General features: G+C 67.0%; 13 protein-coding genes. 6 read left to right on the top strand and 7 right to left on the bottom strand.

From position 1 onward, the window contains the following. Window positions 1–163: 163 nt before the first annotated feature. From ACFQ6X_RS02675 to ACFQ6X_RS02665, 3 genes are all read right to left on the bottom strand, one after another. The gene (locus ACFQ6X_RS02675) at window positions 164–1,453 is read right to left on the bottom strand and encodes an MFS transporter (protein WP_383174788.1); all 1,290 of its coding nucleotides are present in this window, start codon (window positions 1,451–1,453) and stop codon (window positions 164–166) included. Window positions 1,454–1,575: 122 nt separating this feature from the next. Beyond that, the gene (locus tag ACFQ6X_RS02670) at window positions 1,576–2,658 is read right to left on the bottom strand and encodes an inositol-3-phosphate synthase (RefSeq protein ID WP_383174785.1); all 1,083 of its coding nucleotides are present in this window, start codon (window positions 2,656–2,658) and stop codon (window positions 1,576–1,578) included. 59 nt (window positions 2,659–2,717) lie between these two features. After that, complete coding sequence (locus ACFQ6X_RS02665; RefSeq protein WP_383174782.1) at window positions 2,718–3,419, bottom strand: helix-turn-helix transcriptional regulator; 702 nt, start codon at window positions 3,417–3,419, stop codon at window positions 2,718–2,720. A 387-nt stretch (window positions 3,420–3,806) separates the two neighbouring features. On the opposite strand from ACFQ6X_RS02665, the gene ACFQ6X_RS02660 reads away from it, so the two are divergent. Further along, entirely contained in the window at window positions 3,807–6,494 is a 2,688-nt protein-coding gene (locus ACFQ6X_RS02660) for a transglycosylase domain-containing protein (RefSeq protein ID WP_383174779.1), read from the top strand. A gap of 145 nt (window positions 6,495–6,639) precedes the next feature. Then, entirely contained in the window at window positions 6,640–8,142 is a 1,503-nt protein-coding gene (locus tag ACFQ6X_RS02655; protein WP_383174776.1) for a glycosyltransferase family 87 protein, read from the top strand. A 54-nt stretch (window positions 8,143–8,196) separates the two neighbouring features. On the opposite strand, the gene ACFQ6X_RS02650 is transcribed toward ACFQ6X_RS02655, so the two are convergent. The 3 genes from ACFQ6X_RS02650 to ACFQ6X_RS02640 all read right to left on the bottom strand — a co-directional run bounded on the left by ACFQ6X_RS02650 (window position 8,197) and on the right by ACFQ6X_RS02640 (window position 10,872). Continuing rightward, window positions 8,197–9,228: an alanine racemase gene (locus ACFQ6X_RS02650; protein WP_383174773.1), complete on the bottom strand. Its 1,032-nt coding sequence runs from the start codon at window positions 9,226–9,228 to the stop codon at window positions 8,197–8,199. 76 nt (window positions 9,229–9,304) lie between these two features. Next, window positions 9,305–10,423 (bottom strand): peptidoglycan bridge formation glycyltransferase FemA/FemB family protein, encoded by a 1,119-nt coding sequence (locus tag ACFQ6X_RS02645; RefSeq protein WP_073750714.1) that lies wholly within the window; start codon window positions 10,421–10,423, stop codon window positions 9,305–9,307. A gap of 128 nt (window positions 10,424–10,551) precedes the next feature. Next, window positions 10,552–10,872 carry a hypothetical protein gene (locus tag ACFQ6X_RS02640; protein WP_383174769.1) on the bottom strand — a complete coding sequence of 107 codons (321 nt, stop codon included), beginning with the start codon at window positions 10,870–10,872 and terminating at the stop codon, window positions 10,552–10,554. 283 nt (window positions 10,873–11,155) lie between these two features. On the opposite strand from ACFQ6X_RS02640, the gene rpsF reads away from it, so the two are divergent. From rpsF to rplI, 4 genes are all read left to right on the top strand, one after another. Further along, the gene (gene rpsF / locus ACFQ6X_RS02635) at window positions 11,156–11,446 is read left to right on the top strand and encodes a 30S ribosomal protein S6 (RefSeq protein WP_006604399.1); all 291 of its coding nucleotides are present in this window, start codon (window positions 11,156–11,158) and stop codon (window positions 11,444–11,446) included. A gap of 74 nt (window positions 11,447–11,520) precedes the next feature. Beyond that, window positions 11,521–12,150 carry a single-stranded DNA-binding protein gene (locus ACFQ6X_RS02630; protein ID WP_383174766.1) on the top strand — a complete coding sequence of 210 codons (630 nt, stop codon included), beginning with the start codon at window positions 11,521–11,523 and terminating at the stop codon, window positions 12,148–12,150. 43 nt (window positions 12,151–12,193) lie between these two features. Further along, window positions 12,194–12,430, top strand: coding sequence for a 30S ribosomal protein S18 (gene rpsR, locus ACFQ6X_RS02625; protein ID WP_003967857.1), 237 nt, complete (start codon window positions 12,194–12,196; stop codon window positions 12,428–12,430). An 18-nt stretch (window positions 12,431–12,448) separates the two neighbouring features. Then, the gene (gene rplI / locus ACFQ6X_RS02620) at window positions 12,449–12,895 is read left to right on the top strand and encodes a 50S ribosomal protein L9 (RefSeq protein WP_329209068.1); all 447 of its coding nucleotides are present in this window, start codon (window positions 12,449–12,451) and stop codon (window positions 12,893–12,895) included. A gap of 166 nt (window positions 12,896–13,061) precedes the next feature. On the opposite strand, the gene ACFQ6X_RS02615 is transcribed toward rplI, so the two are convergent. Further along, window positions 13,062–14,399 (bottom strand): MATE family efflux transporter, encoded by a 1,338-nt coding sequence (locus ACFQ6X_RS02615; RefSeq protein ID WP_383174761.1) that lies wholly within the window; start codon window positions 14,397–14,399, stop codon window positions 13,062–13,064. Window positions 14,400–14,707: the final 308 nt, after the last annotated feature.

The raw sequence follows: 14,707 nt of genomic DNA, 5'->3' as shown, positions 1-14,707 counted from the left end.
GGGGCCTATGCACCCGTTGGGGGCGGCCCCCCCCCTCTTGGTGGGGGCGGCCGCTCCGCCGGGGGGGGGGGGGGTTTTATTTTACACCTAAAAACCCCCCCCGCGATTCTGGAGCGGGATCCATCGGAGGGCGTTGTTTCACGTGAAACGTGAAACAACGCCCTCACTCCTTGATGTGGGCGCGCTGGAGCGCCAGGCTGACGTGTCGCCGGCGGAACATCGCTACCGAGACCAAGGCGTAGAGCACGGCCACGACGATCACCACGACAACGGACCGTCCATCAGCGGGAAGCGCGAGGGCGGACAGCGCCGCGGCAGCGACGAAGGCAACGTTGAACAACACGTCGTAGAGCGAGAAGATCCTGCCGCGGAACGAATCGTCGACCGACGTCTGCACTTCCGTGTCCGTCGCGATCTTTGTCCCCTGTGTCACGAGCCCGAGGACGAAGGCTGCCGCCAGCATCGGAGTCGGGGCGAACGGCAGTCCCAGCGCCGGCTCCAGGAGAGCCGCCGTACCCGCGCACACCGCCATCCAGCCGTACCGGCCGAGGCGCCCCACGGCCCACGGGGTGATCGCCGCGGCCACGAAGTAACCCGCGGCGGAGGCTCCCAGCGCAAGGCCGAGCAGTGTCAGTCCGTCGGACTCGCTGTCGGACCACGCGTAGCGGCACAGCATCAACACCATCACGGTCAGGGCCCCGTAGCAGAAGCGGATCACCGTTATGGCAGCCAGAGCGCGTGCGGCGTCCTTCCGCTCGGCCAGATGGCGCAACCCGGCGACGAGGCCGCGTGCGGTCGTGGTGAGGGCATCCCGCAGCCGCACGTGGTGCAGGTCCTCATCGGGCCCGAGGAGGCCGCGAGGAAGGGTCAGGGACGTGAGGGCCGAGAGGAGATAGAGGACCGCCCCCAACAGGATGACGGCGGCGTCGGACCCGTCTGTCAGTACTTTCATGGCCAGGGCGAGCCCTCCGCCGGCCGTTGCGGCCAGCGTTCCGGCCGTCGGGGAGAGGGAGTTGGCGACGACCAGCCGGTCGGTGTCGACGACGCGCGGGAGAGCCGCGGACAGCCCGGCCAGGACGAAGCGGTTGACCGCGGTGACGCAGAGGGCGGAAGCGTAGAACGCCCACGCGGGTACGGAGCTCAGGAGCAGCAGGGCCGTGCAGCAGGCCAGGGCGGCCCGCAGCAGATTTCCGTACAGGAACACCTGTCGGCGCGGCCAGCGGTCCAGCAGGACGCCGGCGAACGGGCCGATCAAGGAGTACGGCAGCAGCAGCACAGCCATGGCGGATGCGATGGCGCCCGGCGTCGTCTGACCCTCCGGGGAGAAGACGACGTATGTGGCGAGCGCGACCTGGTAGACGCCGTCAGCCGACTGCGAGAGAAGCCGCACGGCGAGAAGGCGACGGAAGTTCCGAAAGCGCAGGAGTACGCGTAGATCACGCACGACAGGCATGTGGGCAAGGGTCACACACGTTGGGGGTCCCCGGGCGGATTGCCCGGGGACCCCCAAGGTGTGGAGGGGACGGAGCGTTTCCGCTCGTCACCCTGGTGAGGCTGCAGCCGTGATCGGCCGGATCAGCGCTCGATGTCGCCGCTGATGAACTTCTCGACGTTCTCGCGGGCCTCGTCGTCGAAGTACTGGACCGGCGGGGACTTCATGAAGTACGAGGAAGCCGAGAGGATCGGGCCACCGATGCCGCGGTCCAGGGCGATCTTCGCTGCGCGCACGGCGTCGATGATGACGCCGGCGGAGTTCGGGGAGTCCCAGACCTCGAGCTTGTACTCCAGGTTCAGCGGAACGTCACCGAAGGCACGGCCCTCGAGGCGCACGTACGCCCACTTGCGGTCGTCCAGCCAGGCCACGTAGTCCGAGGGGCCGATGTGGACGTTGTCCGCACCGAGCTCGCGGTCACGGATCTGCGAGGTGACGGCCTGCGTCTTCGAGATCTTCTTGGACTCGAGGCGCTCACGCTCGAGCATGTTCTTGAAGTCCATGTTGCCGCCGACGTTCAGCTGCATCGTGCGGTCCAGGACGACGCCCCGGTCCTCGAACAGCTTCGCCATCACACGGTGCGTGATGGTGGCGCCGACCTGGGACTTGATGTCGTCGCCGACGATCGGGACACCGGCCTCGGTGAACTTGTCCGCCCACTCCTTGGTGCCGGCGATGAACACCGGGAGAGCGTTGACGAACGCGACCTTGGCGTCGATGGCGCACTGCGCGTAGAACTTCGCAGCAACCTCGGAGCCGACGGGCAGGTAGCAGACGAGGACGTCGACCTGCTTGTCCTTGAGGATCTGGACGATGTCGACCGGGGCCTCGGCGGACTCCTCGATCGTCTCGCGGTAGTACTTGCCCAGACCGTCGTGGGTGTGGCCACGCTGAACCGTCACGCCGGTGTTCGGCACGTCGGCGATCTTGATGGTGTTGTTCTCGCTGGCGCCGATGGCGTCCGAGAGGTCGAGGCCGACCTTCTTCGCGTCAACGTCGAAGGCGGCGACGAACTCGACGTCGCTCACGTGGTACTCGCCGAACTGAACGTGCATCAGACCGGGCACCTTGCCGGCCGGATCGGCGTCCTTGTAGTACTCGACGCCCTGCACCAGCGAGGCGGCGCAGTTGCCCACGCCGACGATGGCTACGCGAACCGAACCCATGCCGATTGCTCCCTGTGTTCTCAGTGTTCCCCGTGGAACCTTGCGGATCTGCGGGGACTTCACTTGGTGTCGTCGGACGGATCCGGCCGGGTGTTGTCCCGGTGCCGGGGCAGGCCGCCCGTCTCTCCTGATGTGTCGTGCTGAGCAGAGCCCTCGGGCGAGGATCGTCGCTGATCCCGTCCCGATCGCTCGCTCTCGATGAGCTCGTTCAGCCAGCGCACTTCGCGCTCCACGGACTCCATGCCGTGTCGCTGCAGCTCAAGTGTGTAGTCGTCGAGTCGTTCGCGGGTGCGGGCAAGGGAGGCGCGCATCTTCTCGAGGCGTTCCTCGAGCCTGCTGCGGCGTCCTTCGAGCACGCGCATCCGTACATCGCGCTCCGTCTGCCCGAAGAAGGCGAAGCGAGCGGCGAAGTGCTCGTCCTCCCACGCGTCCGGGCCGGTGTGCGAGAGCAGCTCCTCGAAGTGCTCCTTACCTTCCGCCGTCAACCGGTAGACGATTTTGGCGCGGCGACCCGTGAGCGAGGACGTGGGAGCGACCCCACGGCCGGCGACCGGCGGAAGATCCGGAGTACTTCCCGGCTCCTCGATCAACCAGCCGCTGGCAACCAGCGTCTTGAGACAGGGGTAGAGCGTGCCGTAGCTGAAGGCGCGGAAGATCCCCAACGACGTGTTGAGACGCTTGCGCAGCTCATACCCGTGCATCGGGGACTCGCGGAGCAGGCCGAGTACGGCGAATTCGAGGATGCCTGAGCGTCTGCTCACCTTCGCCTCCTCCTTCTCCGAGTGCTCCCGCGGAGCACTTGAGCCCACCTTATGCCGTGCTGATGTATCGACTCGATACATCAGCACGATAGATCGACGCGTGGTGTTCGACAAGGGGAGGCTCCGTGAGCGGCGTCACATCGACAATTCCTAGGGAGTGACTTGCGTTATTTGGGGTGAAGTTCGGCTCTAGGGGGTTTTTGACCCTGCGTAGTCTGTGCGGCATGCAGACCACCGGGAACCGTGTGACGCCGCCAAGCGTCAGTCATCGCGGACTGCCGGATGTACTGCGGATGAGCCTTCCGCAGGGCGCGTCCGTAATTCGGGGGGACCGGATCTCAACTGCCGCTTCCAGGCGCTCTTGCCTGCCCGAGGAGTAGTCGTTCGATGAGCGAGCACCGTCGCAAAACGCCGCAACCGCAAGGTGGAGGGCGTGCCGCGGCCAGACGAGCCGCCCAACAGCCTGCCGGACGCCGCAGCGAGTCGTCACGCAGAGCAACTTCAGCATCACCTTCCGACGCTTATGGCGAGGAAGCCTCCTACGGCGGCCGGGCCGAGGCCCGTCGCGCCGCCCAGCGCGGCGGCGGTGGCAGACGGCGCGGAGCCGGCGACACCGGTGGGTACGAAGGCCGTGGCCGGGGCCGGGCTGATGCCCGCTCCGGCAAGAAGCGCCTCATCGACTACCCGCGAGCCGGAAAGTACGGCGCACGCCGCTGGGTTCCGTCGTGGAAGCTTGTCTCCGGACTGACCCTGAGCTTCCTCGGCCTCATGATGGGCGCGGCCGGCATCGCCTACGCGCTGGTGGTTCCGCCGAACATCAAGGACGTCGCCACGGCGCAGAACAACGTCTACTACTGGGCCGACGACACCCCCATGGTCGCCACCGGCGGTTCCGTCAACCGGCAGTCGATCGGTTACGCGCAGATCCCCGTAGCGATGCGGAACGCCGTCATCTCCGCCGAGAACAAGTCGTTCGAGACCGACAGGGGCATCGACCCCATGGGTATCGGCCGCGCCGTCTACAACATGGCCCGGGGAGGTGACACCCAGGGTGGATCGACGATCACGCAGCAGTACGTGAAGAACTCCATGCTCTCCCAGGACCAGACGCTGAGCCGGAAGGTCAAGGAACTCTTCATCACGCTCAAGGTCGGCGAGACGGAGAGCAAGAAGAAGGTCATGGAGGGGTACCTCAACGTCTCCTACTACGGCCGGGGCGCGTCGGGGCTCCAGGCGGCGGCACGTGCGTACTACGACAAGGACGCCACGGATCTGAACGCGAGCGAATGCGCCTTCCTGGCGACCCTGCTCAAGGGGGCCACCTACTTCGACCCCGAGGGTGCTCCCGATATCGACCCGGTGCAGGCCACCAAGGAGAAGAACACGAAGCGCGCGAAGGAGCGCTGGAAGTGGATCCTCGACGAGGAGGTCAAGGACGGCCGGATGAGCCAGGCGGAGCGTGCCACGTACAAGACGTTCCCCATGCCGAACCCGCCGAGGAAGGACGCGAAGCTGGGCGGCCAGACGGGCTACCTGGTGGACCTCGCGACGAAGTACTTCCTCGCTAACAACGACCGGAACATCACCGAGCGGCAGCTGGCGCAGGGTGGGTACGAGATCCACACGACCTTCGACCAGGACAAGGTCAAGCAGCTCGTGACCGCCGTCGACAAGGTGTATGACGCCAAGATCGATGTGAAGAAGCGTCCTGACCTGGACTCGCACGTCCAGTTCGGCGGTGCGTCGGTGGACACCAAGACGGGCGCGATCCTCGCCACCTACGGCGGTCAGGACGCGACGAAGCACTACACCAACAACGCCGATGTGACGGGCGCCCAGGTCGGTTCGACCTTCAAGCCGTTCGTGCTCGCAGCGGCCATGGAGTACGGGAAGCGCGACCCGGAACTCGGTACGGACCAGAGCGCCTCGGAACGCACCCTGGTTTCACCGAAGAGCGTCTACAACGGCGACAACAAACTGAAGATCAAGAAGTACAACGGCGAGATCTGGCGGAACGAGAAGGGCGGTGAGTGGCTCCAGACCAACGACGGAGACCACAGCTACGGGCCCATCGACCTGCGAACCGCCATGCAGGAGTCCGCCAACTCCCCGTACGTCCAGCTCGGCATGGATGTCGGCACGGACAAGGTGAAGGACGCCGCGCTCGCCGCGGGGCTGCGTGACGACGACTACATGGCGGACGCGAACGTCCCCTCGTACTCCATCGGCACGTCTTCTCCGAGCGCCATCCGGATGGCCGGCGCGTATGCCACCTTCGCCACCAGCGGCCAGCAGCGCGACCCCTTCTCGGTCACCGAGGTCAAGCACAGGGGCGAGGTCATCTATCAGCACGAGACAGTGTCCAAGACGGCCTTCCCCAGCATCGTCGCGGACAACGTCACCGACGTCCTGAAGAACGTCGTCGAGAAGGGGACGGGAACACCTGCCCAGCTCCCCGACCGTGATGTGGCCGGGAAGACGGGAACCACGGACGGCAACAAGTCGGCCTGGTTCGTCGGCTACACCCCGCAGCTGTCGACCGCGGTGAGCATGTTCCGGATGGACGACAACGAGAAGAACAAGAACCGCAAGTTCCTGAAGATGTTCGGCACGGGCGGTGAGGAGAAGATCCACGGCGCCTCGTTCCCCGCGCAGATCTGGCACGACTACATGGCAGGCGCCACGAAGGGCATGGAGGTCAAGGACTTCCCGGAGCCGCAGCCGTACGGCGAGACGCTCTACGGTGGCGGCGCCGCCAGCCCCTCCCCGACGCCCAGCCCGACGCCTTCGCAGACGCCGTCCAGCGAACCGTCGAGTCCGTCGCCCACCCCGTCCCAGCCGTCCCCCACGCCCAGCAAGTCGTGCGGAACGTTCGACTGGGACTGCAACAACGGTGGCACCGACACCGGCACCACCGACGGCGGGGACAACACGGGTACGACCGACGGCAGTGCCAATACCGGTACGACCGACGGCGGTACCGATACCGGTACGACCGACGGCACGACAGACGGGTCGAACGGCAACGGGAACGGGAACAACGCGGCCGGCGGGTTCTTCGGCGGCGGCGGATAGCGCCACCGCTCGCCGGACCCCCGACGAGTGACCGTCGGACAAGCGTGACGAGGGCCGCCCGCACCTGCCAGGTGCCGGCGGCCCTCTCCGTGTCCCGGGGGCGGCACACGCCCCGCCCACAGCGCCGTACGGCAGGATGTGCGGCATGCCAAGCGCAGAAGACACGAGCGTGCACCAGGAGCGGCCCGTCGTTCGGCCCACGCAACAGGACGAGATCGCCGCGGCGGGCAGCGAGCTGATCGGCGGACCGGTGGGACGCTGGGCACGGCTCGGCGCCGGTCCGCTCACGCCGGTCCGCGTCATCGTGCTCGTGGCGATCGGAATGTTCGCGCTCGGCATGGTGCAGAAGCTGCCCTGCTACGACTGGGCCTGGTTCCGCGGAACCAGCTCGCAGTACACGCACGCGTGCTACTCCGACATTCCGCATCTCTACCTCGGACGTGGCTTCGCCGAGGGCCTCGTGCCGTACTTCGACCGGCTCAGCGGCGACATGGAGTACCTCGAGTACCCCGTCCTCACGGGCCTCTTCATGCAGGTCGCGTCCTGGCTGACGCTGACGCCCACCGGCGATCCCATGCAGCAGCGCGAGCAGATGTACTGGATGGTCAACGCGGGCATGCTGATGATCTGCGCCGTGATCATCGCCGTGTGCGTCGCGCGGACGCACCGGCGCCGCCCCTGGGACGGCCTGCTGGTCGCACTCGCACCGGCACTCGCGCTCACCGCGACGATCAACTGGGATCTGCTCGCCGTGGCACTGACGGCCGCCGCCATGCTCATGTGGTCCCGCGGACGGGCACTCGCCTTCGGGATCCTCATCGGCCTGGCGACGGCCGCCAAGCTCTATCCCGTGCTGCTTCTGGGACCCCTTCTCGTGCTGTGCTGGCGGGCCGGGAAATGGCGTGAGTTCGGGTCGGCGATGCTGGGCGCGGCGGGGGCCTGGCTGCTGGTGAACCTCCCCGTCATGGCGTACGCCCCCGAGGGGTGGAAGAAGTTCTACACGTTCAGCCAGGAGCGGCAGATCGACTACGGCTCGTTCTGGCTGATCATCACCCAGCGCACCGGCAGGCCCATCGACGTGGACACCGTGAACACGGCTTCGGTGCTGCTGATGATCCTGTTGTGTGCGGGAATCGCGGGGCTGGCGCTGACCGCCCGGCGCAGGCCCCGGTTCGCGCAGCTCGCGTTTCTGGTGGTCGCCGCCTTCATCCTGACGAACAAGGTCTACTCACCGCAGTACGTGCTCTGGCTGATCCCGCTGGCCGTGCTGGCCAGGCCGCGCTGGCGGGACTTCCTCGTCTGGCAGGCCTGCGAGGTCATGTACTTCCTGGGGATCTGGCTGTACCTCGCGTACACGACGAGCGGCGACAAGCACCAGGGGCTGCCGCAGGAGGGCTATCAGGTCGCGATCGCCCTGCATCTCCTCGGGACGCTGTACCTGTGCGCCATCGTGGTCCGCGACATCCTCCTGCCGGAGCGGGACACCGTGCGGCGCGACGGGTCGGACGATCCGTCGGGCGGGGTACTGGACGGGGCTCCGGACGCGGTCGCGTTCGGCCAGGCGGTCCACCATCACGGCCGGCACGCGGCACCCGCGGTCGAAGGACCGCGGGTGGAGTGGGGCACGACGGGCGGAGCGGCCGACTGAGCGGCCGCCGGACGCCCGCGAGCCCGGCCTGATCCGGGCGGAAGGGCGAAGGGCTTAACGGTCCACGAGGCGGTCGAACTGGGTGGTCGTGTGGCGCAGGTGAGCCACCAGTTCGTCACCGACCCTCGGCTCCTGGGCGTCCGAGGGGACGAACAGGATGGACACCTGCATGTGCGGCGGCTCGGCGAACCAGCGCTGCTTGCCCGCCCACACGAACGGCGACAGATTGCGGTTGACCGTGGCCAGCCCGGCCCGGGCGACACCCTTCGCACGCGGCATCACGCCGTGCAGGGCCTTGGGAGCTTCCAGGCCGACGCCGTGGGACGTACCCCCCGCCACGACCACCAGCCAGCCGTCCGAGGCGGCCTTCTGCTGGCGGTAGCCGAACCGGTCCCCCTTGACGACGCGCGTGACGTCGAGCACGGCACCGCGGTACTCCGTCGCCTCGTGGTCGCCGAGCCAGAGGCGCGTGCCGATGCGTGCGCGGAAGCGGGTCTGCGGGAACTGCTGCTGCAGCCGCGCCAGTTCCTCGGCCTTCAGATGGCTGACGAACATGGTGTGCAGAGGCAGCCGGGCCGCGCGCAGGCGGTCCATCCAGCCGATGACCTCCTCGACCGCGTCCGAACCGTCGGTGCGGTCCAGCGGCAGGTGCAGGGCGAAACCCTCGAGACGTACGTCCTCGATGGCCGCGTGCAGCTGCCCGAGCTCCTCCTCCTTCACACCGTGGCGCTTCATCGAGCTCATGCACTCGATGACGACCCGCGCGCCCACCAGGGCGTGGACACCGTCCACCGACGACACCGAGCGGATGACGCGGTCGGGCAGCGGTACGGGCTCCTCGCCCCGCCTGAAGGGCGTGAGGACGAGGAGGTCGCCGCTGAACCAGTCCTTGATACGGGCGGCTTCGTACGTGGTTCCGACAGCGAGCGTGTCGGAACCGAAACGGATCGCCTCGTCGGCGAGCCGCTCGTGTCCGAAGCCGTAGCCATTGCCCTTGCAGACAGGAACGAGACCGGGGAACTGGTCGAGGACGGACTTCTGGTGCGCCCGCCAGCGCGCGGTGTCGACGTAGAGGGAGAGCGCCATGGCCGGCCCGGAACCTTTCTGGTGGCTGCGGTGTATCAGAGGTATGCGGAGCTTAGTGAAGTGCCTTCGGGCAGTGTCAGCGGCGAGACATGTACATATCGAGCGCCTTGTGCAGCAGCTTGTTGAGGGGGAAGTCCCACTCACCGACGTACTCGACGGCTTCGCCGCCGGTGCCGACCTTGAACTGGATCAGGCCGAAGAGGTGGTCGGTCTCGTCCAGCGAATCGCTGATGCCGCGCAGGTCGTAGACGGTCGCGCCCATCGCGTAGGAGTCGCGGAGCATCCGCCACTGCATCGCGTTCGAGGGCCTGACCTCGCGGCCGATGTTGTCGGACGCGCCGTAGGAGTACCAGACGTGCCCGCCGACCACGAGCATGGTCGCGGCGGAAAGGTTGACCCCGTTGTGCCGGGCGAAGTACAGCCGCATGCGGTTCGGGTCCTCGGAGTTGAGCACCGTCCACATGCGCTGGAAGTACGACAGCGGGCGCGGCCGGAAGTGGTCACGCACTGCCGTGATCTCGTACAGCCGCTGCCACTCGGCGAGGTCCTCGTAGCCGCCCTGGACGACTTCGACGCCTGCCTTGTCGGCCTTCTTGATGTTGCGCCGCCAGAGCTGGTTGAAGCCCTTGAGGACATCTTCCAGAGAGCGGTTGGCCAGCGGCACCTGGAAGACGTAGCGAGGCTGGACGTCACCGAAGCCGGCGCCGCCGTCCTCGCCCTGCTGCCAGCCCATCTTGCGCAGACGGTCCGAGACCTCGAAGGCGCGGGGCTCGATGTGGCTGGCCTCGACGTCGCGCAGGCGCTTCACGTCCGGATCCTGGATACCGGACTTGATGGCGGCCGAGTCCCAGCGCCGGATGACGACGGGCGGGCCCATCTTCACGGAGAAGGCGCCCTGCTGCTTCAGATGGGCGAGCATCGGCTGGAGCCAGTCGTCCAGGTTCGGGGCGTACCAGTTGATGACCGGGCCCTCGGGAAGGTAGGCCAGGTAGCGCTTGATCTTGGGCAGCTGGCGGTACAGCACAAGACCGGCGCCGACCATCTCGCCGTTCTTGTCGAACCATCCCAGGTTCTCCGAGCGCCATTCGGTTTTCACATCCGCCCACGCCGGGACCTGGCAGTGACTGGCCGAAGGCAGGTTCTGGATGTACGCCAGATGCTGCTCTCGGCTGATGGTCCTCAGGGTCAGGCTCATGCGGGGCGCTCCTCGGCAGGTGTGTCCCCATCGGTCAGGGGCTCCGGCTCTCGCGCCGAAGCCTACTGTGACCGAGGAGTGCCCCGTCTGGACCCCGGGCGACCGGGAATGGTGCCCAGGGGGCACCCTCAGCTGATCACGCCGCCGAAGAGGCCGCCATGGGCCATGCCGAGGAAGAACCCGATCGCGGACGCGCCCAGACCCAGGATCAACGGGAACCGCTCACGCGTGGTCACCGAGACGTACTGTCCGTACGCGCCGGTCAGGATCCCGATCAGCCCGGCCCACGAGCTGATCAGATGCAGGTTGTGGAACATCGCCGTCACGAAGGCGAGAGCGCCGAGGACCAGAGTCACCACCACCAGCGTGTCCTGGAGGGGATGAGGTCTGCCGTCCGTGGCGAAGAGGGAGACGGACGGGCGGGGACGGGGTCGCACTGTCTGTGCCATGGAGAACCTCCTGGCCGGAAGGCGGTGCACTGTAGCGCCGCTCACAACCGATGTGTACAGATTGCGTCTCCTCGGCACCGGATTTCAACCGGAAGCCTGTCTGCGGGTACTCTGTACGGTCTGCACCGGTGTCTGCCCTGAGCCAGCACTGCAGCTCCCTCGAATTCGACGACGGGCGTTGTCAGTGGCGGCTGTTTTACTCGGAGACACTGTTGCTTACGCATCACGACCCTCCTGCCACGGAACGACCGTGGCCGCTGAGTCCAAAGGAGGTGGGTTCCACATGCGTCACTACGAGGTGATGGTCATCCTCGACCCCGATCTCGAGGAGCGAGCAGTCTCCCCGTTGATCGAGAACTTCCTCTCCGTTGTCCGTGAGGGCAACGGAAAGGTTGAGAAGGTCGACACCTGGGGCCGTCGTCGTCTCTCTTACGAGATCAAGAAGAAGCCTGAGGGCATCTACTCGGTCATCGACCTGCAGGCCGAGCCTGCAGTCGTCAAGGAGCTCGACCGACAGATGAACCTGAACGAGTCGGTCCTCCGGACCAAGGTCCTCCGCCCCGAGACCCACTGAGCTTCTAGCTCAGTGGTCATCGGGTTCGAGTAGCAGCAAGCAGCCAGAAGCAATCCCCGCCGAGAGGTTCACCCATGGCAGGCGAGACCGTCATCACGGTCGTCGGCAATCTCGTCGACGACCCCGAGCTGCGCTTCACCCCGTCCGGTGCGGCGGTCGCGAAGTTCCGTGTCGCGTCCACTCCCCGCATCTTCGACCGGCAGACCAATGAGTGGAAGGACGGCGAAGGCCTGTTCCTCACCTGCTCGGTCTGGCGTCAGGCGGCGGAGAACGTCGCGGAGTCGCTCCAGCGAGGCATGCGCGTCGTCGTGCAGGGCCGGTTGAAGCAGCGGTCCTACGAGGACCGTGAGGGCGTCAAGCGCACGGTCTACGAGCTGGATGTCGAGGAAGTCGGCCCCAGTCTCAAGAACGCCACGGCCAAGGTCACCAAGACCACTGGTCGCGGTGGTCAGGGCGGCGGCCAGGGTGGATACGGCGGCGGCGGCCAGCAGGGCGGCGGCAACTGGGGCGGCGGTTCCGGTGGCGGCGGCCAGCAGGGCGGCGGCGGTGCACCCGCCGACGACCCGTGGGCCACCAGCGCGCCGGCCGGCGGCCAGTCGGCCGGGGGCCAGCAGGGCGGCGGAGGTGGCTGGGGCGGAAGCTCCGGCGGCTCCGGCAGCTCCGGTGGTTCCGGCGGCGGCTACTCGGACGAGCCTCCCTTCTAGGGCTGCTCGTACCCCCACTTCTTGATCACACAGGAGAAACACAATGGCGAAGCCGCCTGTGCGCAAGCCTAAGAAGAAGGTCTGCGCATTCTGCAAGGACAAGACCCAGTACGTGGACTACAAGGACACGAACATGCTGCGGAAGTTCATTTCCGACCGTGGCAAGATCCGTGCCCGCCGCGTCACCGGCAACTGCACTCAGCACCAGCGTGACGTCGCCACGGCAGTCAAGAACAGCCGTGAGATGGCGCTGCTGCCCTACACGTCCACCGCGCGATAAGGGAAGGGTGACCGAATCATGAAGATCATCCTCACCCACGAGGTCACTGGCCTCGGTGCTGCCGGCGACGTCGTGGACGTCAAGGACGGGTACGCCCGTAACTACCTGGTTCCGCGGGGCTTTGCCATCCGCTGGACCAAGGGCGGCGAGAAGGACGTGGCGCAGATCCGCCGCGCCCGCAAGATCCACGAGATCTCGACGATCGAGCAGGCCAACGAGATCAAGGCCAAGCTCGAGGCCGTGAAGGTCCGTCTGGCTGTTCGCTCCGGCGACGCCGGCCGTCTCTTCGGCTCCGTCACCCCGGCCGACATCGCCACGGCGATCAAGTCTGCCGGTGGCCCGGACGTCGACAAGCGTCGCGTCGAGCTCGGCTCGCCGATCAAGACGCTCGGCGGATACCAGGTGTCCGTCCGTCTGCACCCCGAGGTTGCCGCGAAGCTCGGTATCGAGGTCGTTGCTGCCTAAGGGCACAGCTCATCTGAGCTAGGTGAAGGGCCGCACCCTGAGGGTGCGGCCCTTCGTCGTTTCACGTGAAACAGCGATCGGCGGCAGCAAGGCTCTCGCCGATTCCTCCGCCCCTGCTATTCCGCCGTCGCCCCGGCTCCGCTCAGCGAGTGGCGCCGTGACCCGCTCAGCGAGTGGCGCCGGTGACGATCCACCGGCCCGAGCGGGTCCGGATCCAGAGCGTCGCCAGCCGGACGGTCATCATCAGTGTCATCGCCCACCAGAGAGCCGTGAGGCCTCCTCCGAAGCTGGGGATGAGGAGCGCGACCGGAGCGAAGACGGCCAGGGTCAGGAGCATGGCCCAGGCCAGGTAGCGGCCGTCGCCGGCCCCCATCAGTACTCCGTCCAGGACGAAGACCACGCCGGCGATCGGCTGGGAGACCGCCAGGACCAGCAGGGCGGGCAGCAGGGTGTCCTGCACGGATTGGTCACCGGTGAACAGCGGGATGAACAGGGGTCGTGCCAGCACGATCAGGACCCCCAGGACCACCCCGGACGCGATACCCCACTGGACCATCCGGCGGCAGGCCTCACGTGCGCCCTTGGCGTCGTTCGCCCCCAGATAGCGGCCGATGATGGCCTGACCTGCGATGGCGATGGCGTCGAGGGCAAAAGCTGTGAGGCTCCAGAGCGAGAGGATGATCTGGTGCGCGGCTATGTCCGTGTCGCCCATCCGGGCGGCGACAGCAGTGGCGATCATCAGGACCGAGCGCAGGGAGAGCGTGCGGACCAGCAGGGGGACACCTGCCTGTGCGCTGGCCCTGATCCCCGCGGCGTCCGGGCGCAGAGAGGCGCCGTGTCGACGGGCCCCGCGCACCACGACGATCAGGTAGACGAGAGCCATCCCGACCTGGGCGATCACGGTTCCCCAGGCGGAGCCGGCGATCCCGAGGCCGGCTCCGTAGACCAGAACCACGTTGAGGACCCCGTTGGCGGCGAACCCGCCGATGGCGACGTAGAGCGGCGTACGGGTGTCCTGCAGTCCACGCAGGACGCCGGTCGCGGCGAGCACGACGAGCATGGCCGGAATCCCGAGGCTGGAGATCCGCAGATACGTGGTGGCGTAAGGAGCGGCCGTGTCCGATGCGCCGAAAGCCTCGACCAGCCAGGGGGCCGACGGGAGCGTAACGGCGACGACGACGGCGCCGAGCAGCAGGGCGAGCCAGATGCCGTCCATGCCTTGGCGGATCGCGGAGGGCAGATCTCCCGCGCCGACCCGGCGGGCGACCGCAGCGGTGGTGGCGTAGGCGAGGAAGACGAAGATGCTCACGGCAGTCGTCAGCAGGGCCGCGGCGACCCCCAGGCCGGCCAGTTGTGAGGTGCCGAGGTGACCGACGATGGCACTGTCGACGATGACGAAGAGCGGCTCGGCAACGAGCGCGCCGAAGGCCGGAACGGCGAGTGCGATGATCTCGCGGTCGTGCCGGCGGCGACTGGATCGGCGGGTCGTGGGGGCCTGGGTCATGGGGGCCAATCTAATCTTCCACAGGTAAGAGATGCAATGCGAGAGCAGTCCTTACTTTTGATCGAGTCCGGGGTTCGCTCGTGCATGGTTTGCAGTGATCTTGCGCTGAGAAGAAAAGTTTTTCTTCCCCACAGCCGGTGGATGGAGAAAGCGCAGGTCAGGGCCGCACTGGTGGTGACGGTATGAGTTTGTCCACAGTGCTGTCCCCCGGTCCGTGCACAGGTTCTGAGGAGTTCTCCACAGCATCTGGTCCGTCGTCCACATGCCCTGTGGATAACCAGATTGGCTGACGGTGCGGACCGGCCTAC

The sequence above is a fragment of the Streptomyces sp. NPDC056452 genome (assembly GCF_042796085.1).
Classification (GTDB): domain Bacteria; phylum Actinomycetota; class Actinomycetes; order Streptomycetales; family Streptomycetaceae; genus Streptomyces.
Note: the sequence above shows the minus strand (reverse complement) of the source record. Positions and strands in the feature narration are given on the sequence as shown.

What these genes read in the sequence shown, in the direction of transcription:
- ACFQ6X_RS02630 (WP_383174766.1), top strand. Translation starts at nt 11,521, where the DNA reads ATGGCAGGCGAGACCGTCATCACGGTCGTCGGCAATCTCGTCGACGAC.
- ACFQ6X_RS02615 (WP_383174761.1), bottom strand. Translation starts at nt 14,399, where the DNA reads ATGACCCAGGCCCCCACGACCCGCCGATCCAGTCGCCGCCGGCACGAC.
- ACFQ6X_RS02655 (WP_383174776.1), top strand. Translation starts at nt 6,640, where the DNA reads ATGCCAAGCGCAGAAGACACGAGCGTGCACCAGGAGCGGCCCGTCGTT.
- ACFQ6X_RS02660 (WP_383174779.1), top strand. Translation starts at nt 3,807, where the DNA reads ATGAGCGAGCACCGTCGCAAAACGCCGCAACCGCAAGGTGGAGGGCGT.
- rplI (WP_329209068.1), top strand. Translation starts at nt 12,449, where the DNA reads ATGAAGATCATCCTCACCCACGAGGTCACTGGCCTCGGTGCTGCCGGC.
- ACFQ6X_RS02670 (WP_383174785.1), bottom strand. Translation starts at nt 2,658, where the DNA reads ATGGGTTCGGTTCGCGTAGCCATCGTCGGCGTGGGCAACTGCGCCGCC.
- rpsR (WP_003967857.1), top strand. Translation starts at nt 12,194, where the DNA reads ATGGCGAAGCCGCCTGTGCGCAAGCCTAAGAAGAAGGTCTGCGCATTC.
- ACFQ6X_RS02640 (WP_383174769.1), bottom strand. Translation starts at nt 10,872, where the DNA reads ATGGCACAGACAGTGCGACCCCGTCCCCGCCCGTCCGTCTCCCTCTTC.
- ACFQ6X_RS02675 (WP_383174788.1), bottom strand. Translation starts at nt 1,453, where the DNA reads ATGCCTGTCGTGCGTGATCTACGCGTACTCCTGCGCTTTCGGAACTTC.
- ACFQ6X_RS02650 (WP_383174773.1), bottom strand. Translation starts at nt 9,228, where the DNA reads ATGGCGCTCTCCCTCTACGTCGACACCGCGCGCTGGCGGGCGCACCAG.
- rpsF (WP_006604399.1), top strand. Translation starts at nt 11,156, where the DNA reads ATGCGTCACTACGAGGTGATGGTCATCCTCGACCCCGATCTCGAGGAG.
- ACFQ6X_RS02645 (WP_073750714.1), bottom strand. Translation starts at nt 10,423, where the DNA reads ATGAGCCTGACCCTGAGGACCATCAGCCGAGAGCAGCATCTGGCGTAC.